23 protein-coding genes are annotated in these 24,347 nt (G+C 74.0%); 13 read left to right on the top strand and 10 right to left on the bottom strand.

Features of this window, described 5'->3' with window-relative positions:
* The first annotated feature begins 27 nt into the window (after window positions 1-27).
* The 3 genes from IEZ10_RS15995 to IEZ10_RS15985 are packed head-to-tail and all read left to right on the top strand — an operon-like array spanning window position 28 to window position 1,669.
* Complete coding sequence (locus IEZ10_RS15995) at window positions 28-456, top strand: hypothetical protein (protein WP_189247293.1); 429 nt, start codon at window positions 28-30, stop codon at window positions 454-456.
* Window positions 450-683 carry a helix-turn-helix transcriptional regulator gene (locus IEZ10_RS15990; protein WP_189247292.1) on the top strand — a complete coding sequence of 78 codons (234 nt, stop codon included), beginning with the start codon at window positions 450-452 and terminating at the stop codon, window positions 681-683. The genes IEZ10_RS15995 and IEZ10_RS15990 overlap by 7 nt, the downstream gene beginning before the upstream one ends.
* A complete protein-coding gene (locus IEZ10_RS15985; RefSeq protein WP_189247291.1) occupies window positions 680-1,669 on the top strand; it encodes an NAD(P)-dependent alcohol dehydrogenase in 990 nt (329 codons plus the stop codon). The genes IEZ10_RS15990 and IEZ10_RS15985 overlap by 4 nt, the downstream gene beginning before the upstream one ends.
* A 180-nt stretch (window positions 1,670-1,849) precedes the next feature.
* Here IEZ10_RS15985 and IEZ10_RS15980 read toward each other — a convergent pair whose 3' ends face one another.
* Genes IEZ10_RS15980 through IEZ10_RS15970 form a run of 3 tightly spaced genes read right to left on the bottom strand, consistent with a single transcriptional unit; the run spans window position 1,850 to window position 3,692 of the window.
* The gene (locus IEZ10_RS15980) at window positions 1,850-2,626 is read right to left on the bottom strand and encodes a MauE/DoxX family redox-associated membrane protein (RefSeq protein WP_189247290.1); all 777 of its coding nucleotides are present in this window, start codon (window positions 2,624-2,626) and stop codon (window positions 1,850-1,852) included.
* Between the two features lie 9 nt (window positions 2,627-2,635).
* The gene (locus tag IEZ10_RS15975; RefSeq protein WP_179824361.1) at window positions 2,636-3,232 is read right to left on the bottom strand and encodes a cell wall protein; all 597 of its coding nucleotides are present in this window, start codon (window positions 3,230-3,232) and stop codon (window positions 2,636-2,638) included.
* A gap of 10 nt (window positions 3,233-3,242) precedes the next feature.
* Complete coding sequence (locus IEZ10_RS15970; protein WP_179824359.1) at window positions 3,243-3,692, bottom strand: RlpA-like double-psi beta-barrel domain-containing protein; 450 nt, start codon at window positions 3,690-3,692, stop codon at window positions 3,243-3,245.
* Between the two features lie 337 nt (window positions 3,693-4,029).
* Between IEZ10_RS15970 and IEZ10_RS15965 the strand changes: the two genes are divergently transcribed.
* The 3 genes from IEZ10_RS15965 (at window position 4,030) to IEZ10_RS15955 (ending at window position 8,056) form a co-directional block, all read left to right on the top strand.
* Entirely contained in the window at window positions 4,030-5,340 is a 1,311-nt protein-coding gene (locus IEZ10_RS15965) for a nucleotidyltransferase family protein (RefSeq protein ID WP_189247289.1), read from the top strand.
* Window positions 5,337-6,563 (top strand): M16 family metallopeptidase, encoded by a 1,227-nt coding sequence (locus IEZ10_RS15960; protein WP_189247288.1) that lies wholly within the window; start codon window positions 5,337-5,339, stop codon window positions 6,561-6,563. Before IEZ10_RS15965 ends, IEZ10_RS15960 begins: the two co-directional genes overlap by 4 nt.
* 629 nt (window positions 6,564-7,192) lie before the next feature.
* Window positions 7,193-8,056 (top strand): nucleoside-diphosphate kinase, encoded by an 864-nt coding sequence (locus IEZ10_RS15955; protein WP_189247287.1) that lies wholly within the window; start codon window positions 7,193-7,195, stop codon window positions 8,054-8,056.
* A gap of 45 nt (window positions 8,057-8,101) precedes the next feature.
* Here IEZ10_RS15955 and IEZ10_RS15950 read toward each other — a convergent pair whose 3' ends face one another.
* The gene (locus IEZ10_RS15950; protein ID WP_189247286.1) at window positions 8,102-9,238 is read right to left on the bottom strand and encodes a GNAT family N-acetyltransferase; all 1,137 of its coding nucleotides are present in this window, start codon (window positions 9,236-9,238) and stop codon (window positions 8,102-8,104) included.
* On the bottom strand, window positions 9,235-10,071 hold the full coding sequence (locus tag IEZ10_RS15945; RefSeq protein ID WP_189247285.1) for a GNAT family N-acetyltransferase: 837 nt from the start codon (window positions 10,069-10,071) through the stop codon (window positions 9,235-9,237). The genes IEZ10_RS15950 and IEZ10_RS15945 overlap by 4 nt, the downstream gene beginning before the upstream one ends.
* A 286-nt stretch (window positions 10,072-10,357) precedes the next feature.
* Here IEZ10_RS15945 and IEZ10_RS15940 point away from each other — a divergent pair, with 286 nt between their 5' ends.
* The 6 genes from IEZ10_RS15940 (at window position 10,358) to IEZ10_RS15915 (ending at window position 18,781) form a co-directional block, all read left to right on the top strand.
* A complete protein-coding gene (locus IEZ10_RS15940) occupies window positions 10,358-11,566 on the top strand; it encodes a tRNA lysidine(34) synthetase (protein WP_179824353.1) in 1,209 nt (402 codons plus the stop codon).
* Window positions 11,567-11,624: 58 nt separating this feature from the next.
* Complete coding sequence (locus tag IEZ10_RS15935) at window positions 11,625-13,526, top strand: aminotransferase class I/II-fold pyridoxal phosphate-dependent enzyme (protein ID WP_189247284.1); 1,902 nt, start codon at window positions 11,625-11,627, stop codon at window positions 13,524-13,526.
* A gap of 97 nt (window positions 13,527-13,623) precedes the next feature.
* Complete coding sequence (locus tag IEZ10_RS15930; RefSeq protein ID WP_189247283.1) at window positions 13,624-15,849, top strand: DUF4910 domain-containing protein; 2,226 nt, start codon at window positions 13,624-13,626, stop codon at window positions 15,847-15,849.
* The gene (locus IEZ10_RS15925; RefSeq protein ID WP_189247282.1) at window positions 15,830-17,044 is read left to right on the top strand and encodes an MFS transporter; all 1,215 of its coding nucleotides are present in this window, start codon (window positions 15,830-15,832) and stop codon (window positions 17,042-17,044) included. Before IEZ10_RS15930 ends, IEZ10_RS15925 begins: the two co-directional genes overlap by 20 nt.
* A gap of 282 nt (window positions 17,045-17,326) precedes the next feature.
* Window positions 17,327-17,473: a hypothetical protein gene (locus tag IEZ10_RS15920; protein WP_189247281.1), complete on the top strand. Its 147-nt coding sequence runs from the start codon at window positions 17,327-17,329 to the stop codon at window positions 17,471-17,473.
* Between the two features lie 132 nt (window positions 17,474-17,605).
* Window positions 17,606-18,781 carry an alkaline phosphatase family protein gene (locus IEZ10_RS15915; protein WP_189247280.1) on the top strand — a complete coding sequence of 392 codons (1,176 nt, stop codon included), beginning with the start codon at window positions 17,606-17,608 and terminating at the stop codon, window positions 18,779-18,781.
* Window positions 18,782-18,944: 163 nt separating this feature from the next.
* On the opposite strand, the gene IEZ10_RS15910 is transcribed toward IEZ10_RS15915, so the two are convergent.
* The gene (locus tag IEZ10_RS15910) at window positions 18,945-19,487 is read right to left on the bottom strand and encodes a PadR family transcriptional regulator (RefSeq protein ID WP_189247279.1); all 543 of its coding nucleotides are present in this window, start codon (window positions 19,485-19,487) and stop codon (window positions 18,945-18,947) included.
* Window positions 19,488-19,630: 143 nt separating this feature from the next.
* On the opposite strand from IEZ10_RS15910, the gene IEZ10_RS15905 reads away from it, so the two are divergent.
* Window positions 19,631-20,446, top strand: a complete 816-nt coding sequence (locus IEZ10_RS15905) for an alpha/beta fold hydrolase (protein ID WP_189247278.1) — start codon at window positions 19,631-19,633, stop codon at window positions 20,444-20,446.
* A gap of 115 nt (window positions 20,447-20,561) precedes the next feature.
* On the opposite strand, the gene IEZ10_RS15900 is transcribed toward IEZ10_RS15905, so the two are convergent.
* The 4 genes from IEZ10_RS15900 to IEZ10_RS15885 all read right to left on the bottom strand — a co-directional run bounded on the left by IEZ10_RS15900 (window position 20,562) and on the right by IEZ10_RS15885 (window position 24,118).
* On the bottom strand, window positions 20,562-21,026 hold the full coding sequence (locus tag IEZ10_RS15900) for a GNAT family N-acetyltransferase (protein WP_189247277.1): 465 nt from the start codon (window positions 21,024-21,026) through the stop codon (window positions 20,562-20,564).
* A gap of 154 nt (window positions 21,027-21,180) precedes the next feature.
* Window positions 21,181-21,804: a TetR/AcrR family transcriptional regulator gene (locus tag IEZ10_RS15895; protein WP_189247276.1), complete on the bottom strand. Its 624-nt coding sequence runs from the start codon at window positions 21,802-21,804 to the stop codon at window positions 21,181-21,183.
* A 56-nt stretch (window positions 21,805-21,860) separates the two neighbouring features.
* Window positions 21,861-23,006, bottom strand: a complete 1,146-nt coding sequence (locus IEZ10_RS15890) for an FAD-dependent oxidoreductase (RefSeq protein ID WP_189247275.1) — start codon at window positions 23,004-23,006, stop codon at window positions 21,861-21,863.
* Between the two features lie 176 nt (window positions 23,007-23,182).
* Window positions 23,183-24,118 carry a DUF8094 domain-containing protein gene (locus IEZ10_RS15885; protein ID WP_189247274.1) on the bottom strand — a complete coding sequence of 312 codons (936 nt, stop codon included), beginning with the start codon at window positions 24,116-24,118 and terminating at the stop codon, window positions 23,183-23,185.
* Window positions 24,119-24,347: the final 229 nt, after the last annotated feature.

Here is a 24,347-nt window from a genome sequence, read left to right as displayed (position 1 = left end):
GATTCTGTACATAGAAAGGTGCCGATCATGACTCACGTGGAGAAGCGCGCCTGGATCAGGCTGGTCGTCGCCGTGCTCGCCTACGCGGCGTACGTCGTCGCCGTCCTCAGACGGGCGGACGGAGGGCCGTTACCCGACGTGCCGTACACAGCCGCCCTGCTGTGGTCGGTCGGCGGGGGCATCGTCGTCTCGATCGTGGCCGAGATCGGAATGGCGATCGTCAACCCGGGGGCCTCGCGCGTCGTCGACGTCCGCGACAGGGAGATCGGGCGGCTCGGCGAGTACACCGGTCAGGCGTTCGTGGTGATCGGCGCGCTCGCGGCGATGCTCATGGCCATGGCCGGATGGGACCGCTTCTGGATCGCGAACGCGGTCTACCTCTGCTTCACGCTGTCGGCGGTCCTCGGCGGCATCACCAAAATCGTCCTCTATCGCAGGAGTCTTCCGGAGTGGTGAAGCCGACACACGTGACCAACCGCATCCGCGCGCTGCGGTTCGCCCACGACGAGATGACCCAGGCCGAACTGGCCGAACGCATCGGTGTGACCAGGCAGACGGTCATCGCCATCGAGCAGGGCCGGTACTCGCCCTCCCTGGAGATGGCCTTCCGGATCGCCCGGGTGTTCGGCGCTCCGCTCGACGACGTGTTCCAGTACCCAGACCTCCCGGAAGGAACGCCATGAAAGCCATCGTCCAGGACGCGTACGGCCCGGCGGATGTGCTCCGCCTGGGCGACGTCGAACGCCCCGGGATCGGTGACGAGGAGGTGCTCGTCGAGGTCCGCGCCGCCGCGGTGGACCCCGGCGTGTGGGTCCTCATGACCGGCCGGCCGTACCTCATGCGCGCCGCGGGCTTCGGGCTGCGCCGGCCCAAGGTCGCGGTCCGGGGCCGTGACGTGGCCGGGGTGGTGGCGGCCGTCGGCGCCCGCGTGACCCGGTTCCAGCCGGGTCAGGAGGTGTACGGCACCTGCGAGAGCGGCTCGTACGCCGAGTACGCGAGCGCCCGGCAGAACAGGCTCGCGCCGAAGCCGGCGGATCTCACGTTCGAGCAGGCCGCCGCGGTGCCGGTCTCCGGCATGACGGCGCTGCAGGCCGTACGGCACAGCGCCCGCGTACGGCCGGGGCAGCGGGTGCTGGTGATCGGCGCGTCGGGAGGCGTGGGGTCGTTCGCCGTGCAGATCGCCAAGGCCGACGGCGCGAGCGTCACCGGCGTGTGCGGGGCGGCGAACGCCGGGCTCGTCCGGTCACTCGGGGCCGACGACGTCATCGACTACGCCCACGGGGAGATCGACCGGGACGGGCGACGCTACGACGTCGTCCTCGACACCGCGGGAAACCGGCCGCTGTCCCTGCTGCGCCGCGTCCTGACGCCGCGGGGGACGCTGGTCGTCGTCGGCGGCGGGCACACCGCGTACCGCTTCACCGGGGGCATGGGGCGCACGTTCCGGGCGCCGCTGCTGTCGATGTTCACGAGGCAGCGGCTTCGCCCACTCATGTCAAGAGAGCGCGCCGAGCACCTGGAGGAACTGACCCGGCTCGTCGAGTCCGGCGCCGTCACCCCGGTGATCGACCGTGTCTATCCCCTCGCCGCCGCGCCCGACGCGATCCGCCACCTCACCGGGGGACACCCGGGCGGCAAGGTCGTCGTCGCCGTGCCCGGAACGGCCTGAGACGGAAGGCCCCGGATTCGCGGCGACGGGAATCGGAAGGACCCCGGATTCGCAGCGACGGGAACCGGTTCGGGCTCCCACCCCACGACATCCGTGCCACCCCTCGCCCGGCCGGCGTGCGGTGCCGTACCGGACGAGGGGCGGTCGTTCGCGCGGTGTCCCGACGGGTCCGGCGAGCGGTCAGGTGAGGGCGGGGACCTCGGTGAGGGCGACGCGGACGGCCGACGGGTCGCCGCCGGCGAGCGGGGCGGCGAACACCGCCGTCCGCCGACCGGCCCCGTAGGCCACGAACCGCAGGCCGTCCTCGTCCCAGGTGTCCTGGACGTCCGAGGTGAGCAGGGCGGACGCCGAGCAGTAGGCGGGGCTGAGGTACAGCAGGCGCAGCGTGACCTCCAGCGGGACCTCACCGGGGGAGGGCGGGGCGAGCGGTCTGCGCAGCCGTACACGCAGCCGGCGCAGGGGGGTGAGCCAGTGGCGGTCCAGCTCCGCCGAGAGCCCCAGCAGGACGACGGCCTCCGCCAGGCCCAGCGCCACGAGCGACGGATCCATCGGGTACGGCTCCGCCCCGATCGCCACGAGGCTCATGGCGAGCAGGAGCCCGGCCCGGACGAAGCCGCGCCGGTCGACGGGGCGCGAGTGCGCGCCCAGGCAGCCGCACGACGAGGTGGGCGCCACCCGGTGCGCGTAGGCGAGATAGCCGAGGAAACCCGCGGAGAGCGCGGCGGCGGCCACACCCTCCGCGGCGGACGGTGGCGGCAGCAGCAGCGCCGCCGCCACCGCGAGCTCCAGCACCCCGACGAGCCGGAGCGCGGGAACCGCCCGCGCCGGGCCGACCAGCCCGGCCAGAGCGGTCTGCCCGGCCTGCGCCCGCATCCGCCGGTCGAGCAGTTTCAGCAGGGCGGCCCAGAGGAGGAAGAGGCTGATCACGTACGGCTGCAGCGCGGCGATCCCTTGCATCTGTCGCTCCTAGTGGGCGGAGAAGACGGTGGCGATGTCGACCTCGTTGGTGTCGGGCCGCCAGGCGCCCATGACCTGCACGTGCTGGCCCACGCGCAGCAGCGACAGGTCACCGGAGGGCGGCGCGTCGGAGTAGATGGCGACGGATTTGCCCGGCACGCGGTGGCAGAGGACCTGCTGACCCTTGTGGTCGAGGTGGATCCGCTCGGCGGTGATGTTCCGGACGTGTCCCTTGATGTTGACGATGTTGAGCCACACCGCCTCGGCCGCCAGCACGCCGTCCGGCATGCGGACCCCGCGGGCGTAGAGGCCGTCACCGGGTTTCGCCTGGTCGAAGGTGGTGGGGCCCAGCTTCCACAGGCTCGTTCCGTCCACGATCCTGATGCGGTGGAACACCATGTTCGACCCCAGGACGAGGAGGGTGTTCTCCTTGACGGAACGGATGCGGCCCTCGGCGAAGTCGGGGTCGGGCGCGCCGGGCGCGACGTCGGGGGCGGCGGCGCCGAAGGCCGCCTCCGGCCCGAGCGATCCCAGCGCGGTCGCGGCGACGACACCGGCCCCGCCCCCGAGGAGGGCGGACTTGAGCAGTTGCCTTCTGCTGGTCATCGTCGCCCTCCTAGGGGGTCGAGATCTCGCACGGCCGCAGGCCGGTGGACAGGCTGGCGATCCGGCTGTAGGCGGCCGGGGTCAGGTCGATCAGGCGGTTGCTCGCGCAGGTCGAGCCGCAGCAGCTCCGCTCGCCGCAGAACAGGTCCGTCTGCGGGCCGCAGTCGGCGATGGAGGTGACGACGCTGCCGCCGCCGCACAGCGAGGTGATCCGGTGCTGGAAGCCGCAGGTCCTCCGGCTCAGCGACACCCCGCAGCTGTCCGGCCGGGTGATCGACCAGCAGGCGTCGGAGGTGTTGGGCCAGGCGTGTTGCAGGCTTCCCGAGTTGCAGGTGCCGCAGGCGCCTTTGCCGGTACTGCTGCACGGCCCCCAGGCCGTGCCGCAGCAGAACCAGGAGACCTCTCCCTGGACGGCCGCGAGGAGGTCGATGGGCGGATCGGTGGGCTGGCTGCGCGTCATGCGCGTCCTCCTGGGGGGATGGGAGGCGGGGGGTGGGGTGGGTGCTGAGGGGCCCGATCAGGTGGGGGTGACGTCGGGGCGTCGGGGGCCCGATCAGGCGGCGCAGTAGCATGAAACTTCCTGACTTTTCACATGAAAAGCATGTAACTAAATTTCGTCAATCCCCGATCTGCCGGCTCCTCGTCCCCGGGGAGCCCCGGGTGCGCCCCCGCCATGAACGCCATGAACGCCGCGAACGCCACGAACGGCCGGTCGCCTCTTGTCGGGGGTAACCCCATCTGTCACAGTCGGCAGAAGATCCACTATCCCGGCCGGCGCGCGTGGAAGGCGGAACGCGGTGATCGAGCTGACGTCCGGTGACCTGGAGGAAGTGCTGACCCTGGTCACGGGGCAGCAGGAGGAGACGCCCGGTGAGATCCTCCACGTCGCCCGCCGCGAGCAGCCGTCCCTGGTGGCGACGCTGCTGAGCGCCTGGGAACGGGAGGGGCGCGATCTCGGGCCCGCCCTCTCGCACGAGCTGCGGCAGCAGCGGGCGCGGACGGACTTCTACCGCGGGCTGCAGGCGGGTCTCGGCCGGGCGTGGCCGGAGGCGGTGCCGCTCAAGGGCCTGGAGGTCGCCGACCGCTACCCGGACGCGCTGGTGCGCTACATGAACGACCTGGACTACTGGTTCCCTCAGCGGGACCGGCTCTGGGAGGCCGCTGGCCTGCTGCTCGCGGACGGCTGGTCGATGCACACGGCGACCTTCATGCTGGCCGGCGGGGACCTGCAGTTCCTGCTCAGCCTCCGCAGGCTCCCGGAGGATCCGTACGCGCTGCCGTACGGCATCGAGCTGAGCACCACGCCGCTGGTCGGCGACCGGATCGGCGTGCCGGTCCGTACGGCGCTGCCCGCCCTGTGCGCCGACCCCGTGGTCAAGAACCTGGTCGCGCTGCTCTTCGAGCGGTTCGAGCAGCCGTACCGGGCCCGTGACCTCGTCGACGCCGCCGTGCTGCTGACCGGGGCCCCGCGGCGGCTGCTCGCGTCCTGCGCGCTCGCGGTCCACGAGCTGGCGCTGTGGCCCGAGTACGCGGAGCTGGCGGCCCTGCTGGAGGAGAGCCCGTTCACCGTCCCCCGCCTGCCGGGGGACGAGCGGGCCTTGGTCCGGGCCAGCCGCATGTGGCGGCGGGCGACCGCGGCGAGCGGGCTGCGGCGGCCGTTCGGCCTGGCGGTGACCGCGCTGCAGAACGGCATGGTGAACGGCTCCGCGGGCATGTTCGGCAGGCGGGCCTGGGACGCCGTGTCGCGCAGGATGAGCCCGCGCGCCGCGCTCGACGCGGGGCTGCCGCTCTTCGCGCTGCCCGTCGAGGGCGACGACCACCGGGCGGAGGGGCTCACGCTGATCGAGCGCGGCGGGGTGCTGTGGGCGCACACGCCGGTGGGCGGGTTCGTCCTGGTCCACGGCGACGAGATAGACGAGGAACTGCTGGCGGGGGCGAAGGTCGCGGGCGGCATGCGCGAGGAACCGCAGGAGGAGAGGGCGGCGGGCGGCATGCGCGAGGAACCGCAGGAGGAGAGGGCGGCGGGCGGCATGCGCGAGGAACCGCAGGGAGAGAGGGCGGCGGGCGGCGGGCGCGAGGAGCCGCAGGGGAAGGAGGACCGGGGATGACGGAGCCGATCCGCGCCGAGCTCGCGGGCGGCGTGCCCGCCTGGATCCTGCACCGGCCCGGGGCCGGCGTGACGACCGTCACGCTGTGGACGCTGACCGGGTCCAGATACGAGGACGAGGACCTCTCGGGCGGCACCCACCTGCTGGAGCACATCCTGATGCAGGCCCCGCTGCCCGGCGGGGGCCGCCCGGTGGACCTGCTGGAGGCGCTCGGCGGCGAGGCCAACGCGGTCACCAGCCGGGACCACCTCGTGCTGTACGCCCGCGTGCCCACCTCCGAGACGCTCGCCGCGCTGGACGTGCTGTCGCGCGCGCTGGCCGAGCCGGTCATCACCGCCGAGGTGCTGGAGGCCGAGCGCAGGGTGGTCCAGGAGGAGCTGCGCCTGGCCGCGTCCGATCCCGCCGACGTGGTCCACGACCTGTTCTTCGACGCGGCCTTCCCCGGCGGAGCCCTGGGCCGCCCCGTCGGCGGGACGGCCGGGAGCGTCGGCCGGCTGGGGCTGGAGGCGCTGCGCGCCCACCACGCCCGGTGGGCGCGCGCCGGGACGGTGGCCGCGGTGATCTGCGGGGGAGCCGACCCCGAGGCGCTGCTGCGGGCGCTGGAGACCGGTCCGCTCGGCGCGCTGCCGCCCGCGGGCCCGCTCCCCGAGCCGGAACGGCCGCGCTTCGGCGGCGGCGGGCGGCGGACGCTCGCGCTCAACAGCGACTCGGCGGGCGTGGTCCTCGGCGGGCCCGCGGTGCCGTACGGCGACCGGCTGCTGCCCGCCTGGCAGGTCCTCATGGACCTGGTCGCGGACGCCAGTTCGGCGCTGCTCACCGAGGAGATCAGGAACCGGCGCGGCCTGTCGTACGAGATGTGGGGGTTCGCCAACGCCTACCGCGACGCGGGGGTGTGGCGGGCCTTCGTCTCCACGGCCCCCGAGAACGTCGGCGAGGTGGTGGACACGGCCGTGGCGCTGCTGGAGGAGCGCGCCGGACTCGGCTGGACCGGTGAGGAGGTGGCGCTGGCGGCCCGCCGTACGGCCGGCCTGTTCCGGCTGGAGGCCGAGGAGTCGCTGGAGGAGGCGCTGCTGTACGGGCGGTACGGGCTGCTCGGCGGTGACCCGCACTGGACGCTCGACGCGCAGGTCGCCGCGATCCGCGCGGTGACCTCGGACGACGTGCTCGCCGCGCTGCGGGCGGCGATGGACCCCCTCGTCATCGCCATCGCCGGTATTGACTAATGCTGATTTATCCCTAAAAACTCATTTATCAGGGATCGGCCCGGCGGGACATTTCCTGTCCTGTTCGGCGGTGATCCATGGCCGAAAGGGAGGATCGGTATGGACCGGAAAGCGAAACTCCTTCGCCGCCCCAAGACCGTCAAACCGAAGGGGAAGTGACCATGGACCGCAGGCGCAAACTGCTCCGCCGGCCCAGGGCCGTCGCGTCGAGGAAGAGCTGATCATGGACCGCGGGTGCAATCTGCTCCGCCGGCCCAGGACGTCCAAGCCGAGGAAGAGGTGACCATGGATCGCAGACACCATCTGCTCCGCCGCCCCCGGACGGCGAAGCCCAAGAAGGGGTGACGATGGACCGCAGGCACCAGTTGCTCCGCCGCCCCCGGACGGCGAAGCCCAAGAAGGGGTGACCGATGGATCGTAACCGCGTGACGGCCCGCAGGCCGCGCATCGTGAAGCAGGCCAAGGGCTGACCCGGGCCGGAGAACGAAACCGGATCAGGGGCTGAGGCCGGCGAGGACCGGCGTCAGCCGGCGGCTGGGATCGGGGAGAACCGATGCCGGCCGCGGGCCGAAACCGGCCGGGAACCATGACCGGCCGGAGAACCGAGGCGAACGAACGGGGAGTGATCGGTGACCGCGATCGAGTGGCACAGGACCGTCCTGTTCCTCCTACCGCCCGACGCGCTCGAACGTCACCTGTGCGGACCCGTCCTCGACATGCTGGAGGAGAACGGGTTCTCGCCGGTCCGGTACGACGTTCTATGGCACCGGCCCCCCAACCAGGACGCCTTTCAGGAACGCAACATCACTTCCGTCTGGAAGGCCTACTTCTACCGGCAGGTCGACCTGGTGTTCGACCTCGGACCCACCCTCGCCCTGCTGGTAGAGGACAGGCGCGCCGACGCCGCGCCCGGCACGAGCCACACCCGGCTGCGCGCGCTCAAGGGCGCGAGCGACCCCGCCGAGGCCGCGCCCGGAACAATCCGCCGCGACCTGCGCGGCATCAACGTCATGCTCGACATCGTGCACAGCTCCGACAGCCCCGAGGACTCCCGGCACGAGGCCGAGGTGTTCTTCGGCCCCGGACTCGGCAGGCCGCTCGACGGCGGCCCCGCGGAGCTGCGCGACCTGGTGGCGCTGCTGGAGGCGGGCATCCCCAGGGAGACCAGGGAGTACGACGACGTGCTCACCGGGCTGCGCGCCAAGCTGGTCGCCGCGGTCTGGAACGAGCTGACCCCCGAGGGGCGCAAGCTGGCGCCCGGCCTGACCGGGCTGACCCGCCCGGGGGTGGGGGCCGAGCTGGCCGCGCTGCTGCCGGGCGGGACCGCGCACCCGCTGGCCGAGCTGCTCTCCTGCGAGTTCCTGCCGGACCACCCGAAGATCGACCTCAGGCGGGCGGCGGCGCGGATGGCGGTGTACGGCCTCACCCTCGACCGGTGGGAGAACGTGGTGCTGCAGACCTCCATGATCTTCCCCCCGCTGCGGCGGGACTGACCCGCACCCCGCACGCCCGGGAGGACCCGGGGGGCTCACAGGGACTCACGGGGACAGGGCCGTCGTGCGGGCGCTCCACGTCACGGCGGGCTCCAGCGCCGGATCCAGCGGCAGCACCCACCCGGACAGCTCCACCGCCTCGCACCCCCGTGCCGTCTTCGCCCGCCAGCTCCCCTGGCCGTAGTGCAGACGCCGTACACCGGCCGGGTAGGCGAGCCGCGCGGGCTCGTAGAAGACCGTCGCGAAGTAGGTGTGCCGGGCCGCGGTGGAGGAGTAGTCCATGCCGGTGCTCACGCAGTACCAGACGCCCGCGTGCTCGACGAACAGGCCGTAGCCGAGCAGGTCCCCGGCGCGCTCGGCGCGCAGCAGCAGCGCCCCGCCCGCGCACAGGTCCCGGAGCCGCCCGGCGGTCTTCGCCCGGTCCGGCGGGCGGCCGTTGTACTTCGCCGAGTGGCCGCACTTGAGCTCCACGACGTCCGCGCCGGGCTCCGACACCCGTTCCGCGCGCACCTCCACCCCCGCCTCGCGGAGCAGGCGCAGCTCGCGGCGGGCCTCGCCGCGCCGCTTGCGGGACAGGGCCGCCAGGTAGTCCCCGAACCCGCCACCGGGCAGCCGCAGCTCGCAGGAGTACGCCAGGGGGACCCCGGTGAACCCCCGGGCGGCCAGGACCCGCCCGAGCGGCGCGGTGCCGGGCGGGGGGTAGAGGAAGGCGACGGCGCGCAGCCCGCGTTCCCGGGCCCAGTCCGTGATCGCCCCGACCAGGGCGTCCAGGGCCTCGCGGTCGCGGGCCAGCGGCCCGAGCGGATGGCACTCGTAGCCCGGCAGCATCACCACCAGGTACGGGAACCAGTCCTCCCGAGGGGGCGCGGGCAGAGGGGGGCCCGCGGCCCGCGCGGCCCGCGCGGCGGCGCTGAGCGGCAGTTCGGCCGGGTCGCCGACCAGGACGTACGGCAGGTCGAAGACCTCGCCGCGGCCGGGGCGGTCCACGCCGGTGACCACCGTGCCGTAGAGGGCGAGCACGGCCGCGCCCGCCTCGCGCAGCACGAAGGTGTATGCGGCGCCGGGCACGCGGCCGCGCATCGCCGCGAGCCACCGCTCGGTGGCGAACATCGGCCCGTCCGCCGCCAGTGCGGGCCACTCCGGCGGGCGGCCGGCCACCGCCTCGAACTCGAAGGCGCTCATCGGACGGGGAGCAGGCAGGCGTCGAGGGGAAGCGGCGTCAGGCCGTGTCTGAGCTTGAACACGTGGTTGCCCCGACCGCCCTCCAGGGTCGTCAGCCCCTCGCGCAGCGCCTGCCCGACCGAGAGGGGGTAGAGCAGCGGGTAGGGGCTGTAGTTGCCGCCGACCTCGTAGTCCACCCCGCAGGCCCAGGCGTGGAAGCGGCTCTCGTCGCGCAGGCAGACGGCCGCGCCGACCAGCCGCCCGCGCTCGCGGACCTCGATGACGTGCGCGGCGTCGCCGAGCTCGGTGAGGAACCCGGCGAAGACCTCCTGCGGGTAGAAGGACCCGGTGCCGTGCCGGGCGGCGGTGCGCTCGCACAGCTCGCCGATCTCGGCGAGGTCCGCCTCCTCCAGGGGAATGGACGCGCTCCGAGCCCCGGCGTCGCCGGCCCGGCGGCCGTTGCGCCGCATGTTGGCCCGCCCCCGGGGGTTGGCGCTCGCGACGTAGTCGGTCACGTCGCCGAAGGGGCGCAGGTCGGCGCGGAAACGGTCCTCGATGTGCCGGGCAGGGAAGCCCAGGGAGACCAGGCCGTCGCCCAGCGCCGACCCGCGCGGCACGTTGACGAAGCCGTACCACGCCGCTCCCCGCTCGGCGGCCAGCTCCCGCATGGCCCCGGTGACCGCCTCCAGGTTCGGTTCCCCGGGCACCCAGGCGTCGTAGCAGTGCCACACGTGGCTGAGCAGGCCGGTCTCGTCTCCCGACAGCGGGTAGCGGACGCGGAGCTGACCGAGCGGGTCGAGCCCGCGCAGCAGCGTGACCGGAAGCACCGTGACGGCACGTCCGCCGGCGCGCACGACGAAATAGAAAAACGCCTCGATCGCGATAAGGGGAAACCGCTCGTAGGCGCGCAAATAGCGGGACCGGTAGAAAACCGGTGCTCCCGACCTCGATACAACCTCATCCCATTCGGCGGTGTCAACGGTCTCTATGGACGTGCTGATCTCGACGGTTAAGGACGCACTCATGGCACACCTGGCCTCGGAAACCGGCGCGGATCGGGGGAGACAAGACGCTTGACGACAATGTCGTATATGGCGCAATACTAAGCGGATACTGCTCTCCGTAGCGAGGGAGAAAGCCGTGGTTCACGTCGTCTTCCACAACAAAGTCGGTGGGTCCGAAAATCTCGCGGCCGCCCCCGGCCAGCCGTTGACGGCGGTCCTCGCCGCGCACGGCATCCCGATCAACGCCGTCCTGACGACCCGCAACGGGCAGATCGTCCCCGAGCAGACGACGATCGTCGGGGAGGACGACCTCATCGAGGTCCGCCAGGTGCGTCACTACGACCTGGACGTCACCCGCAGGCCCGCCCGCACGGTCTACGGCACGCCCGACCCGGTCTACGTCAAGTCGGTCCTGTTCGACACCCTGGGCCGCCTGGAGCAGCGCGTCGAGCAGTTCGACGCCGAGGGGTTCGTCCGCTACGTGGAGGAGACCTTCGTCCAGAGCGTGCTGCGCGGCGAGGTGCTGCGGCAGGGCGACTCCGTGGTGATCGGGCTGTCCGGCGGCCGGGACAGCGTGGCCTTCCTCAAACTGCTGGAACGCACCCGGCACCGGCTGCCCGCCTTCACGATGACCTCCGTGACCATCACCGGGCTGCCCGACTGGGAGGAGCCCGCCACGTTCGCCGCGGCCCGCGCCTCGGCCGAGGGGCTCGGCATCGACCAGGTCATCGTGGACGCCACCGACATCGAGCGGGTCTTCAAGCTGCGCAGGCCGTTCGTCGAGGCGATGAACAGCGTGGTCGCGGGCGACACGAGCCACCTGACCATGGTCGTCGGCCACCAGGTGCTCCGCCGCATGCTGGAGGACCACGCCCAGCGGATCGGCGCGGGCACCGTCGCCTTCGGGTTCAACGCCGACGACCTGGTCGCCAGCATGGTCACCTGGATGACGAGCGGCTACCGGATGGGCGGCATCCCGGTCCGGGAGATCGGCGGGATGCGCTACATCTTCCCGCTCTACCGGATCCCCAAGAAGGAGCTCACCCTCTACCTGGAGCTCGTGGCGCCCGAGCTGAACCGCCAGGGCACGCCGGGCCGGTTCACCACCGGGCCGCAGGAGAGGTCGATGGCCTACGCGATGGCCGACCACCTCTACGACCTGTGGCCGGGCATCGACTACTACCTGTTCGAGGCCTTCGGGAACATGCAGCGGTACATGTTCCCGCTGGTGGAGGACAAGTGCCGGGTGTGCGAGGGCGTGTACGTCATGCAGGAGGGCGTCCCGGGCAACCCGGCCGGCCTGTGCGACGTGTGCGACTTCTTCGCGCGCCGGGAGTTCGCGTGACGGGCTTCTCCGCGCCGGGGGTTCACGCGCCGGGGGTCCATGTGACGGGCCGGTTCGCGTGACGGGCTGGTACGCCGACTACTTCACCGCCGACTACTGGAGCTTCGCCCGCCACGAGTACACCGCCGAGCGTACGGCGGGCGAGGTCGCCTACCTGGCCGAGATCCTCCATGAGCACGCCCCCGGGCGGCGGGTGCTCGACCTGGGCTGCGGCGTCGGACGGCACGCGGTCCCCCTGGCCCGGCACGGCTTCGAGGTGGTCGGCGTCGACGTCTGCGCGTGGGCGCTCGACCGGGCCGCCGAGGCGGCCGGCCGGGCGGGCGTCCGCGTCGAGTTCCGCCACGCCGACCTGCTGGCCGCCCCCGACCTCCCCGAGGCGGACGCGGCGATCTGCGTGCAGGCGTTCGGCTGGGGCGCCGACGCCGAGCAGCGCGCGCTGCTGGCCCGGGTGCGCGAGCGCCTCGCGGCCGGGGGCGTGCTGATCCTGGACCACTCCAACGTCTCGGCCATCCTGAGCCGCTACGAGCCGACCGCGCGCTTCGAGGCCGAGGGGGAGGTCTTCGACTTCCTGCGCTCCTACGACCCGGTGAGCGGGCGCAGCCGCGGCGAGCTGCGCGTCACCCGCCGCACCGGGGCCGGAAGCGCGAACGGCTCCGGGAACGCCGCCGGTACGGGGAACCCTGACGCCTCCGGCTCCGGGCCCGGGTCCGGGGAGACGGTCACCGTGCTCCGCGACGACGTGCGGCTCTACCAGCCGAACGAGGTGGCCGCCCTGCTCCGCGAGACCGGCTTCGACATCGTGCGCGCCGACGCGGACTTCACCGCCGGCTCCCCGGTACGGCCCGGCACCCGGTACGTCCAGTTCGTCGCCGTGGCGCCCGCGCGCCCCGAGCCCGCGGTGCTCGACCACGCGCGCTCGGAGCCGTCCGCCGGGGAGGTGGACCTGCGCTGGGCGCCCGACGAGGTGGAGTACGTGCGCGGGGCCGTCGACCGGGCCTGGGCGGGGGCGGCCGCGGAACCGGGCGGGCTCGCCGAGACCGCGCGGCGCTACGCGCTGGACGATCCGTACGGCGGCGCCCGCGCGGCACCGGTGCTCGGCCGGCACTTCGGCGCGGACCTGTCCGCCGACCGGGTCGTGACCGGGGCCGGGACGACCGGGCTGCTCAACGCGCTGAGCGCGCTCGCCGCGCCGGGCAGGGCGCTGCTGTGCACGCCGTACGCCCATCCCGACCTGCCGGCGTGGGCGGCGCGGCGGGGCGCGGCCCTCCACGTGTTCGACCCGGCGGACGTCGCGGCCCCGGAGCTGGTGGCCCGGCTCCGGCCCTCGATGGTGCTCGTCGAGCGGCCCGGGGTGCGCGGTGACCTGCTGCCGCCCGGCCGCGTCCTGGAACTGGCCGAGGCGGTGAGCGGGGCCGGCGGCCTGCTGGTGGTCGACGAGGCGTGCGCGGCCTACGCGGGACCGGAGGTGAGCGCGGTGCCGCTCACGACGCGAGCCCGCGGCCTCGTCGTGCTGCGCAGCGTTTCCAAGGGGTACTGCTGCGGCGGCCTGCGCGCCGGGTTCGCCGTCGCCTCCGCCGGCGCCGCGGACACCCTGCGCGCGGTGGCCCCGCCGCTGGCCGTGTCACCGCTGTCGCTGGAGGTCGCGCTGAAGCTGCTGGAGCAGGGCGACGTCCTCGGCCCGCTGCGCGCGGCCGTCGCGGAGGCCAAGCCGGAGCTCGTCGCGGCCCTGCGCGCCCTGGGCCGGGAGGCCGACCCCGGACACCCCGCGCTGCCGTGGGTGACGGTCGAGGGAGACGCCCCGCCGGGTGTTCTCGGCAGGCCGCTGCGCCACCGCGCCGGCGGCCCCGCGCTGACGAGGATCAGCGTGCCGCTGTCGGCCGCGCGCCGGCGGGCGCTGCGCGAGGCGGTGGCCGCCGCGGGCGACGGCGGGCGGACCGGCCGGACGGCGGTGAGCGGATGACGGGACCGGTGACGGAACCGATGGCGGCGGACACGGTGGCGGCGGACACGGTGGTCCGTGGCGGGCAGGCGGAGCCGGTGGCGGGCGGGAGGGCCGGATGACGGGGCCCGGCGCGGCGGGGGACGTCGGCGGGACCGCCGGGCTGGTGCACGCCCGGTTCGACGTCGGGGCGGCCGAGCGGGACGTCGCCGAGCTGTGCCGGTTCGACCGCTACCAGGCGTCCGACGGGATCATGGCGGCCGCCGCGTACGTCGCCGAGCGCGCGGAGCGGGCGGGGCTCTCCGACGTGCGGCTGCTGGAGTTCCCCGCCGACGGCGGCCGGCACTGGTGGACCTTCCGCGCCCCCTCCTCGTGGACGCCCGTCCACGCCGAGCTGGCCGGCGTGGCCGCCTACCCGGACCGGCCGTTCGCGCTCGCGGCATACTCGGCGCCCACCGGTCCCGACGGGGTCGACGCTCCCGTCGTCCGGCTCGGCGCGGGACCGGGGACGACCCGCGGAGCGACGCCGGGGTCCGCACGCGGGACGGCGCCGGGGTCCGCGCCCGGGGCGGGCGGGCCGGGGCGCACGCGCGGCGCAGTCACGGCGCACGACGACCCGGAACGGCTGCGCGGCGCCGTCGCCGTCCACGACGACCCGGACCTGCCGCTGCCCGCGGCGCTGGACCTCGCCGCCCGGTACGGCGCGCTCGGCCTGGCGTCCGACCGCGTCTCCGGCCCCGGCAGGACCGGCCGGATCGAGCTGCGCGCGGGCGGCACCCTCCTCGCCTTCAGTCTCACCCCCGGGCAGCTCGCCGACCTGGCGGGACGCGACCGCGTGCGCGTCACGGTACGGACCCACGGCGCGGCGCCCATGCCCGTGGTCACCGCGCTGCTGCCCGGGGAGCCCCGGGAGCCCGGCGACCCCGCGGCGGAGGAGGAGGTGCTGCTGTCGGCGCACCTGTGCCACCCCCGCCCCAGCGCCAACGACAACGCCTCGGGGGTCGCCGCCCTCCTCGGCGCGGCGGCCGTCCTCGCGGGCGCCCGGCGCGGTCGCCGGGCCGTCCGCTTCGTGTGGGGCCCGGAGTTCACCGGCATGGCCGCCTACCTGCACGACGTCGCGCCCGCTCCGCCGGTGGCCGCGGTGAACGTGGACATGGCGGGTCAGGACCAGCGACTGTGCGGCGGCCCGCTCATCGTCGAGCGCAGCCCCGACCACCTGCCCGGTTTCGTCAACGCGCTGGCCGAGTACGTGGTCGGCGCGCTCCCGCAGGCCGGCCGCTCCTACTCGGGCGCCGTGGCCTGCGACACCTGGGCCTGGCGGGCCACGCCGTTCGTCGGCGCCTCCGACCACAGCCTGCTGGTGGACCGGTCGGTCGGCTGCCCCACGGTCACGCTCGGCCACTGGCCGGACCGGTTCAACCACAGCTCCGCCGACACCCTCGACAAGGTGGACTTCCAGGAGCTGCGGCGCACCGCGACGATCGCCTGCGCCACCGCCGCGGTGCTGGCCGCCGCCGGCGAGGAGGACCGGGAGGAGCTGGAGCGGATCGCGACCCGCTGGGCCGCGGCGCGGCTGCTGGAGTGCCTGCCCCGGCCCGGCGCGCCCCCGGCGGACCGAATCGCGGACCGTACGGCTGACCGAACGGCGGAGCGGGCGGCGGAACGGGCGGTGGAACGGACAGCGGAGCGGACGGCGGACCGGACGGCGGACCGGATGGCGGAGCGGGCGCGCGGGCTGCTGCGGCACCGTACGGCGGTGGCGCTCGGCGCGTTCGACGGGGTGGACCGGCTGTGCGGCCGACCGGGCGACCCGGGGCCGCGCCGGTGGGTCGAGGGCCTGTCCGCGCACGTCGCCGGGCTGCTGCCCGACACCCGGTCGGAGCCCGCGTCGGCGGGGCCCGAGAGCTCCGGCCGTGCGGAGCCCGAGAGCCCTGGCAGCGCGCGGCCCGAAACCGCGTCGGCGGGCCGCGCGGGGCCGGAGCCGTCGGCGTCGGGAACCGGGCCGGGCACACCGGAGCCCGTGGGGCCGCCGCTGCGCCGTACCTGGGAGGGGCCCTTCAACCTGCGCGGGCTGGCCGAGGCCGCGAGCCCGGCCGGGCGGGACTGGATCGACGGGCGGCTGGCCGCGGACCGCTCCCGCGCCTACGCGCTGATGCTCGCGCTGGCGCACGGCGTCGACGGCACGCGGGACCGCGCGGAGCTGGCCCGGTACGCCGAGTACGCCGCCGAACTGCCCGTCGGGACGGACTTCGCCGACGGGTTCCTGTCCGTCCTCGTCGAGGCGGGCTGGGCAGAGGAGACGACCACCGCCGAAAGGGGCGCCGATGCGCAGGCTCCTGCGTGACCGACAGTTCGTCCTGCTCTTCTTCGGCCAGGCGGTCAACATGTTCGGCGACCGCGCCCTGCTGATCGTCCTCGCCATCTTCGTCAAGGACCTGACCGGGTCGGACTCGATGGCCGGCGTCGTCCTGGTGCTGCTGTCGCTGCCGTCCTTCATCGCCCCGCTCACCGGGCTGCTGGTGGACCGGTTCCCGCGTCGCACGACGATGATCGTCAACGACCTGGTCGCCGCCGTGCTGGTGCTGTCGCTGCTGCTGGTACGGCACCCCGGCGACCTGTGGATCGTCTTCGTCGTCACCTTCGGCTACGGCGTCTCCAACCAGGTGTTCAACGCGGCCAGGGGCGGGCTGGTCCACTCCATGCTCCCCTCCGAGCTGCTCGGCGACGCCAACGGCCTGTTCGGCTCCTTCAGCCAGGGGCTGCGGATCATCGGGCCGCTGCTGGGCGCCGCCCTCTTCACCGCGATGGGCCTGAGCGCGGTGGCGGTGCTGGACGCGGGCACCTTCCTGGTGTCGGTGCTGGTGCTCCTGGCGCTGCGCCGCGCACCCGACCTGACGCGCTCCGGCGAGCGCGAGCGTGAGCCGGGCCGCCTGACGCGCGACCTCACCGCCGGCATCCGCCACATCCTGCGCGACGCGGAGCTGCGCGCGGGCGTCGTCGCGCTCGGCCTGGCACTGGGCGCGGCGGGGCTCATCAACTCCGCCATGTTCGCCGCGGTGGACCAGGGACTGGACCGGCCGCCCGCGTTCGTCGGGGTGATCGCCGCGTTCGAGGGCGGTGGCGCCATCGTCGGCGGCCTGATCACCGGGACCCTCATCAGGAGGTACGGCGAGCAGCGCACGGCGGCCGTCGGCTTCGCCTCCAGCGCGTTCGGTCTGCTGCTGGTGATCCCGACGAGCGTGGTGAGCGTCTGCGTGAGCGGCGTCTTCGTCGGTTTCTCCATCCCGGTGTTCATGGTCGCGACCACCACGCTCGTGCAGCGCCGCACCGAGGCCGGGCTGCAGGGCCGGGCGCTGACCGCGATGGACGCGCTGATCGACCTGCCGTTCGTGGCGTCGATGGCGGTGGGGGCGTTCATCATCCGGTTCGTGGAGTTCCGGCTCATCTACGCCTTCAGCGCGGTGGCGTTCGCGGCGGTGGCGGCGTACGTGCTGCTGTCGCGCCGCAGGTCCCCGGTGGCCGCGGGGGAGGCCGGGTGACCCGGGGCCCTTCCCGGGCGTCGCCGGGCGCGGGGGCCGGGACGGGCCGGTGCCCGGGCCCTCGGGGTTCGTCGGGGCTTCCGGAGGTTTTCACCGGTTCGGTGAGCGGCGCACCGGTATGCGGCCGGGGCCGTTGACGGGACGTACCGGCGCACGGCGCGAGCCCGCCGGTAAATGAACGGCGGACTGTGCGATTTCCCCGTTGACAGGTAAGTCGCCCCATTTTACGTTCATTCACATAATCTCAGGGGAAATCGTCAAATCCCCGTCAGGAGGTCCCGCGTGATGCCCGAGATCCTGCAGCAAACGACGACCGAAACCCCGGTTATGCTCACGCCTGAACTCGTGGAGACAATGCTCTCCGAGCGCCAGGCCGTACAGGTGATGAAATTCCGCACGACCTGCACGGACTGCGTGCCGAATTACTGATGATCGGAGTACCCGGGACGTCCGTCGCGAGAAACCCGTCCGGCCTTGCCGGATGACGCGGACCTGACGGGCGGACACGCCGGCGTCCCGGGGGTCGGTGTCACACCCCACCCCCGGGAGTCGTTGCGCGCGGTGCCGGACCGGATCCTGGCGGCGCTGGACCGGGCCGAGCGCGGCGTCGTCGTCCTCGCGGTGGACGGCCTGTCATGGCGGGCGGCCCGCGCGGCCTGGCCCGCGGCCGATCTCGCCCGCCTCACCTCGACGTTCCCCAGCACCTCGGCGACCGCCTGGATGACCTCGGTCACCGGCCTTCCCGTCGCCGGGCACCTGGCGATCGGAGCCGCCTGCCGCTCGCCCGCCGACGGCTCCCTCGTGAACGTGATCACCGGCGAGACCCTCGCGCGAGCCGTACCGGACCGGGCGGACGGCGCTCCGCCGGGCGGCGGCCCTCCCGTGGACGCCCTTTCCGGCGGCGCCTTCTCCGACGGCGGTCCGCCGAACGGTGATCTCATCGCGGCGCGGACGACCGTGTTCGAGCGCGCGGCCGCGCTTCCCGGGACCGTCGCCGTCGCCGTGGGGCGCGAGATCGACACGCTCACGAGCCCCTGGTCGGCGGCCCTGCTCCGGGGAGCCGCCCGGTTCCCGGCGTTCCGGGACGCCGGCGGCGTCCCGGCGGCGCGGCGGCGCGAACTCGCGGCCCAGGCGCTCGACCCGGAGAGCCTGGTGGCGGCCGTGGCCCGCGACGTCGAGGCCGCGTTCGCGGAGCACGCCGCGGACGGCCGGCGGCTGCTGCTGTGGATCTACGTCAACCTGGACGACCACTTTCACCGGCACGGTTACGACCCTCTCGCCATGCGCGCCGTCGCCGGGTTGGAGCGTCACGCGCTGTCCTGGGCCGCGCGGGGCTGGCACGTGATCGCGCACTCCGACCACGGACAGGTGCCCGTCGCCCCCGATCCGGTCCTGGAGGCCGCGTGGGCCGAGGTGGACGCCCCGGAGCTGTGCGCGCTGCCGGGCGGGGGCGCGGGACGGGTGCGCTGGCTCCACCCGCGCCCGGGACGGGCCGGCGAGGCGGCGGAACGGCTCGCCGCCGCGCTCGGCGAGCACGCGCTCGTGCTGGCCGCCGGCGAGCTGCCCGGCCTGGGCCTGCTGGAGCTGACCCCGGCCGTCCGGGAGCGGCTCGGGGAGGTGGTGGCCGTCGCGGCCTCGCCCCGCTTCCCCCTCCCGGTGCGCGGCCCGCGTTTCGAGCACGGGGCGCTGACCGAGGACGAGATGCTCGTGCCACTGGCACTCTGGCCGCCGGCCTGAGCCGTGCCTCCGGCACCGAGGACGAGATGCTCGTGCCGCCGGCCGTCTGGTCACCGGCCTGAGCCGTGCCTCCGGCCAGGTCGGCCGAAGGGGTGCCGGCCCGATCCGGGTTCCCGGCCCACCCGCATGGCGGTCGCCGGGCGTCCGCTCCGGCGTGCCCCGGTCAGCGTGCCGGGCCCGGCTCCCGGTCCAGCAGGTCGAGGGTCTCGCGCAACCAGTGGATCTCCGTACGGCTGGTCGCGGTGGCGATCGTGAACAGGCCCTGCCGGAAGGGGTCGTCGAAGTCGGCGGCGCGCAGCGGGCGGTCACCGTCCCAGAAGAAGCTGGCGGGCTCGGTGAGGAAGTCCAGCCGGCGGCGTAAGACCGCGGCCTGCCGCGCGGGGTCACCGAGGTGGCGCAGGAAGGCCAGGACGGTGAACCAGCGGTTCTCGTCGGTGACGAACTGCTCGTCCGGCTCACCCAGGCGGCGCAGCAGCTCTTCCCGTCCGGCCGGGGTGAGGCTCAGCACGTGCCGGGGGGCGGCGAGCGTGCCGGGCCGCAGCTCGCGGGCGAGCAGCCCGGCGCGCTCCAGGCGCTTGATCGCCGGGTAGAGCGTGCCGTCGGCGATCGGCCGCACGTGCCCGGTCAGCGCGGCGGTGCGCTTGCGCAGCTCGTAGCCGTGCAGCGGCTCTTCATAGAGGAACCCCAGGATGGCCAGCTCCAGCATGACCGCATCGTAACTTGCGCTCGATATATATCGGTGTCTTAGTATCTCCTTCGCGATGTATCAGACGCGCCTGGCGACACCTGACGTGCCGGAACGCGTCGGCGCACCGGTACACGCACATGCGCATCAGAGGAGGAGAGCACATGCGTGACGCGCGGGTGAGGGCCGACGGAAGCCGGATCCGCTGGGTGGAGCTGCCGGGCGCGGAACCGGTCAGGGCGTTCGTGCACGGACTCGGCGCGTCGTCGGCGCCGTACTTCACCCCGGCCGTGACCCACCCGGCGCTGTCCGGCCACCGGACCCTGATGATCGACATGCTCGGGTTCGGCATCAGCGACCGGCCCGCCGATTTCGGCTACACCCTGGAGGGGCACGCCGACATGCTCGCCGCCGCGCTGACCGAGGCGGGCGTCGGCACCGCGGAGGTCGTGGCGCACAGCATGGGCGGCGCGGTGGCGACGGTGCTGGCCGTACGGCATCCGCACCTGGTCTCGGCGCTCGTCCTGGTCGACTCCAACCTCGATCCGACCGATCCCGCGCCGCGGCCGGGCAGCTCGGGGATCGCCGGCTACACCGAGGAGGACTTCCTGCGGTACGGCTGGGCGGAGACCATGGAGCGGGTCGGCCCGCACTGGGCGGCCACCATGCGCCTGGCCGGCCCCGAGGCGCTGCACCGCAGCGCGGTCCACCTGGTCCGGTGCGCCGTGCCGTACGGCGGAGCCACGCGCACCGTGCGCGAACTGCTGCTGGAGCTCACGATCCCGCGCGCCTTCCTCCACCCCGAGGCCGACGGGGCGCCGGACGGCGCCGCCGGGCTGGCCGCGGCCGGGGTGGACGTCATGGCGGTCCCGGACTGCGGCCATAACATCATGATCGACAACGTGGACGGCTTCGCCCACGCCGTCGCGGCGACCCTGCGGCGGACCCGGGGCGCGTACGGCCGGACGCCGGGGCGGTGAGCGAGGCCGGGCGTTCCAGACGGCGGAGCCGGGAGGCGTACGGTCGGGCGTCCGGCGGCGGAGCCGGGAAGCGTACGGTCAGGCGTTCCGGGCGGCGGAGCCGGGAAGCGTACGGTCAGGCGTTCCGGGCGGCGGGCCGCCAGCGGTAGCGGGCATCGGGGAGGTTCTCCTCGTTGCCGCCGCCGTCGCCCAGCTCCACCAGGGTGAAGCCGTGCCGCTCGTAGAAGCGGCGGGCGCCGGTGTTCTCCTGGAACACGTGCAGGTCGAGCCCGTCCGGCCGCCGTTCCTTGGCCAGCGCGAGCAACGCGGCGCCGACGCCCCGGCCCTGGGCCTCCGGCGCGACGTACAGGTGGTCCAGCCATCCGTCGCCGAGCGCGGCGAAGGCCGCGACCTCGCCGTCCGGGCAGGCCACCCAGACCTCGTCGTCCGGGATCACGACGTGGGCGATCCAGCTCCGGGTCTCCTCGTCGGTGTGCAGGTCCGGCAGGTAGGTCATCCCGGCGCGGGCGGCCAGGAAGACGTCGGCGATCCGCTCGGCGTCCTCGGGCCGGGCCCGGCGTGGGCCCACGGTCTGTCGCATCCGCCCACGGTGGCACACCCGCACGGGGCGGTACCACCGGATATCCCCGGCGCCCCGCCTCCGCGGCCGGAAGGGTCCGGCGGCGGAGGCGGCGAGATCCCGCACCGCGGAGACGGACGCCGCATCCCGCACTGCGGAGACGGACACTGCGCCCTCACGAAGGGCGGGGCCGCGGCGATCTCTCGGTCAGGCCGGTGGCGACGATGTCGATCAGCAGGTCGAGGATCTTCGGGTACAGGTCGGGGTCGGCCAGCCTGTCCCTGTGCATGGGCGCCAGGAGGACGGTCTGCAGGACGCCGGTGATCACGGCGGGGTCGGCGTCGACGAAGTCCTCGCCGTGCCGGGCGAGGAAGGCGGCCAGCGCGGTGACCGGGTTCTCCGGCGCGGACGCCACCCGGTCGGGATCCAGCCTCCTGGTCACGGCCTCCATCTCCTCGGGGTGGGTCATCAGCCTGCCGTACAGCGGGTTGGTGGTCAGTTCCTCGATGGTGGCGTGCAGGAAGCGGCGCAGTCCCGCGCGGGCGTCGGGCCCGCCCAGCAGCGCCTGGTCGATGACGCGGTGCTTGACCTCGGCCATCTGGGCGAGCATCAGCTCCAGGTAGAGCGCCTCCTTGGAGTCGAAGAAGACGTAGAAGGTGCTCTTGGCGATGCCGGTGCCGGCGACCAGGTCCTCCAGGGAGGTCTTGCGCAGGCCCTGGGTGGTGAACAGGCGTCGGCCGTTGGCCACGAGAAGCCCGGTGATACGGGCTCGCTCCTCGGCGGAGAAGGCTGGAGGCATGAGCGAGTCCCTTCCATATGAACATGCCGATCATATGTTTTCAGAAGGGCAGGACCTCATCCTCGCAGCTGGAACCTCCGCTCGACCATCCGCCGGACCGGCCCCCACGACGACAGCCGCAGCGGGAGCTGGGTGAGTTCCAGCGCGACCTGGCTGCGCGGGGCGTAGACCCCCTTGACCCGGCGGCCGAGTCTCTGCTTCTTCTCCGCCTCCGGCCGCAGCCGCGCCTCCCACTCCGCGAGCGCGGCCGCGACGTCGCCGGGGTGGCGTTCCAGGGCGGCGCCGAGCAGGTCGGCGCCACCGACGGCGAGGGAGGAGCCGTAGCCGGCGAACAGCGTGACGCACCAGGCGGCGTCGCCGAGCAGCACGACCCGGCCGTGGCTCCACCGGTCCACCACCATCTGGCTGATGGTGTCGAAGTAGACCGAGTCGGCGCTCCTGAGGCCCTCCAGCGCCTGCGGGACCAGCCAGCCCATGTCGCCGTAGACCTCGTGCAGTTCCTCCGGCGACCTCTGCGGGCGGCCGAGGTCGCTGCGGTAGCCGAAGAAGGCGGCCGTACGGCCGTCGCCGACGCTCATCATCGCGAACGTGCGCCCGCCCGCGCTGATGGTGCCCGTGGTGCCCTCCGGCAGGCCGGCGGGCCGCTCCCCGAGCATGTAGACCGCGACCCGGTGCCCCATGTCGAGGCGGTAGTCCTCCTCGGGCCCGAAGACGAGGGCACGTGTCGCGGAGTGCAGCCCGTCGGCGCCGATGAGCAGGTCGGCGTGCTCGACAGTGCCGTCGCTGAGGGTGACGTGCACCGCCTCGTCGTCCTGGCCGACCGCGGTGACCGTGGTGCCGAAGCGGATCGCGGCCGATTCCCTGACCGCCTCGTACAGCACCGCCTCGATGTCGCCGCGCAGGATGTTGAAGGACCTGGCGCCCATGGTGGCGGTGATGACCTGGCCGCTGAGCGTGAAGCGGGGCTCTCCGCCCGGCCTGCGGTAGACCAGCTCCCGGGTGGTGAAGGCCCGCCGCCGCAGAGCGGGCAGGATCCCCATCCGCTCGGCGCCGTCGTGGCCGATCCCGCCGAAGGTGACGCCGTAGCCGCCGCCGCGGCGCTCCGGCGCCCGCTCGGCCACCAGGACGTCCCAGCCGGCCTGCTCCAGCCGCAGCGCGGCGGCCAGTCCGGCGATCCCCGCTCCGATGATGATGGCTCGCATGTCGCGATCTCCTCTCTGTGGCCATGAAAACAGATTGGAGATATGTTTTCAAGCCGTGGCGCCGAGAGCGGGCAGGCCGCCGTGGAGGCCCGCCGGGATCCGGCGAGCGGAAGGATCCGGCCGAGCGCGATCACCCGCCGGCGACGCGCCGCGTCGCCGGCCGGTCCGGCGGACGGTCAGGCGTACCAGTCTCCGGCGATCTCGTCGATCGTCTTACGGCCCCGGGGGACGAACGCGCCGACGGTGAGGACCTGCGTGACCCCCTGCGGGTGGTTGAGCAGGCTGAAGAGGTAGAACGAGCCGCCGCTCCGGGTGACGAAGCCGTAGGCGGGGGTGAAGGACCGGTAGGCCGCGTAGAGGCCCTTGTAGACCTGGGGGAAGGCGCGGCGGCTGAAGTTGTCCTTGGCCAGCCGGTAGCCGGTGGCGCCCGCCGCGCTCGTGTGCTTGGGGGAGTTCCAGAAGGTCTGGTACTCCAGGGCGAGGAGCGTGCCGACCGTGCGCGGCGCGGCGGTGACGTAGCCGCCGGAGTCCCGGCGCGGCTCGGGGACCCGCTCGCCGTAGTGCAGCGGGCTCTTCCCCGCCAGGACGAAGGACGGCGTGCCGGCCTCCCGCCAGAAGGACAGGATGTGCGGGCGGTCCTCCCCGCGGTAGGTCGCCTGGAGCATGAACCACTCCCCGCCGGGCGGCTGCTCCCGGGGCACGTAGTACGTCTGCCTGCCGGTCAGCCGGATCGGCTTGCGGGTCCGCTTCTTGTCCTCCGCCGCGTGCGCGCGGTCGATGACCGCCTCGTGCAGGGCGGCCTCGCCGAGGAGGGTGACCATCAGGGCCGGGTCACGCCACCATCCGCGTTTCTTGATCATCTTGTTGTACGCGGCGACCCAGGACGCCGCGGCCTTCTTCGCCGCGGCGGGGGTGAGCCGGGGCGCCCCGGACGACGGCTCCGGCGTCGGCGCCGGGGTGGTGGCGGGGGCGGGCGTCGCGCCCGGCCGGGAGGGGGAGGCCGCGGCGGGCGTGCCGGCCGGCCGGGCGGAGAAGGGCGACACGAGGCCGCAGCCGGTCAGGCTCACCGCCAGGACGGCGATGGGCAGCGCCTCACGCGCCTTGCGCACCACGGTATTGGTTCCTCCCGTTTCGTCCCGGCAGACGGCGGTGTATGACCGTACCGGACATTTCACTGGGACGCGGTCGCGGGTACGGCCGGCCCGCGCGTTCGCGGGCACGGCCCGCGTGGCCCCCGGTACGGCCCGCGCCGCCCCCGGTACGGCCCGCGCCGCCCCCGGTACGGCCCGCCCGCGCGTTCGCCGGCACGGCCGCCCTGCCGCCCCGCCACCCCGCCGCCGC

This window comes from Streptosporangium pseudovulgare, from assembly GCF_014648055.1.
In the GTDB taxonomy this organism is placed as follows: Bacteria; Actinomycetota; Actinomycetes; order Streptosporangiales; family Streptosporangiaceae; genus Streptosporangium; species Streptosporangium pseudovulgare.
This window is presented reverse-complemented; position numbering and strand designations above follow the sequence as displayed.

Excerpts from the sequence above, each read along its gene's own strand:
- IEZ10_RS15995 (WP_189247293.1), top strand. The coding sequence starts at position 28 with ATGACTCACGTGGAGAAGCGCGCCTGGATCAGGCTGGTCGTCGCCGTG.
- IEZ10_RS15985 (WP_189247291.1), top strand. The coding sequence starts at position 680 with ATGAAAGCCATCGTCCAGGACGCGTACGGCCCGGCGGATGTGCTCCGC.
- IEZ10_RS15980 (WP_189247290.1), bottom strand. The coding sequence starts at position 2,626 with ATGCAAGGGATCGCCGCGCTGCAGCCGTACGTGATCAGCCTCTTCCTC.
- IEZ10_RS15975 (WP_179824361.1), bottom strand. The coding sequence starts at position 3,232 with ATGACCAGCAGAAGGCAACTGCTCAAGTCCGCCCTCCTCGGGGGCGGG.
- IEZ10_RS15970 (WP_179824359.1), bottom strand. The coding sequence starts at position 3,692 with ATGACGCGCAGCCAGCCCACCGATCCGCCCATCGACCTCCTCGCGGCC.
- IEZ10_RS15960 (WP_189247288.1), top strand. The coding sequence starts at position 5,337 with ATGACGGAGCCGATCCGCGCCGAGCTCGCGGGCGGCGTGCCCGCCTGG.
- IEZ10_RS15950 (WP_189247286.1), bottom strand. The coding sequence starts at position 9,238 with ATGAGCGCCTTCGAGTTCGAGGCGGTGGCCGGCCGCCCGCCGGAGTGG.
- IEZ10_RS15930 (WP_189247283.1), top strand. The coding sequence starts at position 13,624 with ATGACGGGGCCCGGCGCGGCGGGGGACGTCGGCGGGACCGCCGGGCTG.
- IEZ10_RS15925 (WP_189247282.1), top strand. The coding sequence starts at position 15,830 with ATGCGCAGGCTCCTGCGTGACCGACAGTTCGTCCTGCTCTTCTTCGGC.
- IEZ10_RS15910 (WP_189247279.1), bottom strand. The coding sequence starts at position 19,487 with ATGCTGGAGCTGGCCATCCTGGGGTTCCTCTATGAAGAGCCGCTGCAC.
- IEZ10_RS15905 (WP_189247278.1), top strand. The coding sequence starts at position 19,631 with ATGCGTGACGCGCGGGTGAGGGCCGACGGAAGCCGGATCCGCTGGGTG.
- IEZ10_RS15900 (WP_189247277.1), bottom strand. The coding sequence starts at position 21,026 with ATGCGACAGACCGTGGGCCCACGCCGGGCCCGGCCCGAGGACGCCGAG.
- IEZ10_RS15895 (WP_189247276.1), bottom strand. The coding sequence starts at position 21,804 with ATGCCTCCAGCCTTCTCCGCCGAGGAGCGAGCCCGTATCACCGGGCTT.
- IEZ10_RS15890 (WP_189247275.1), bottom strand. The coding sequence starts at position 23,006 with ATGCGAGCCATCATCATCGGAGCGGGGATCGCCGGACTGGCCGCCGCG.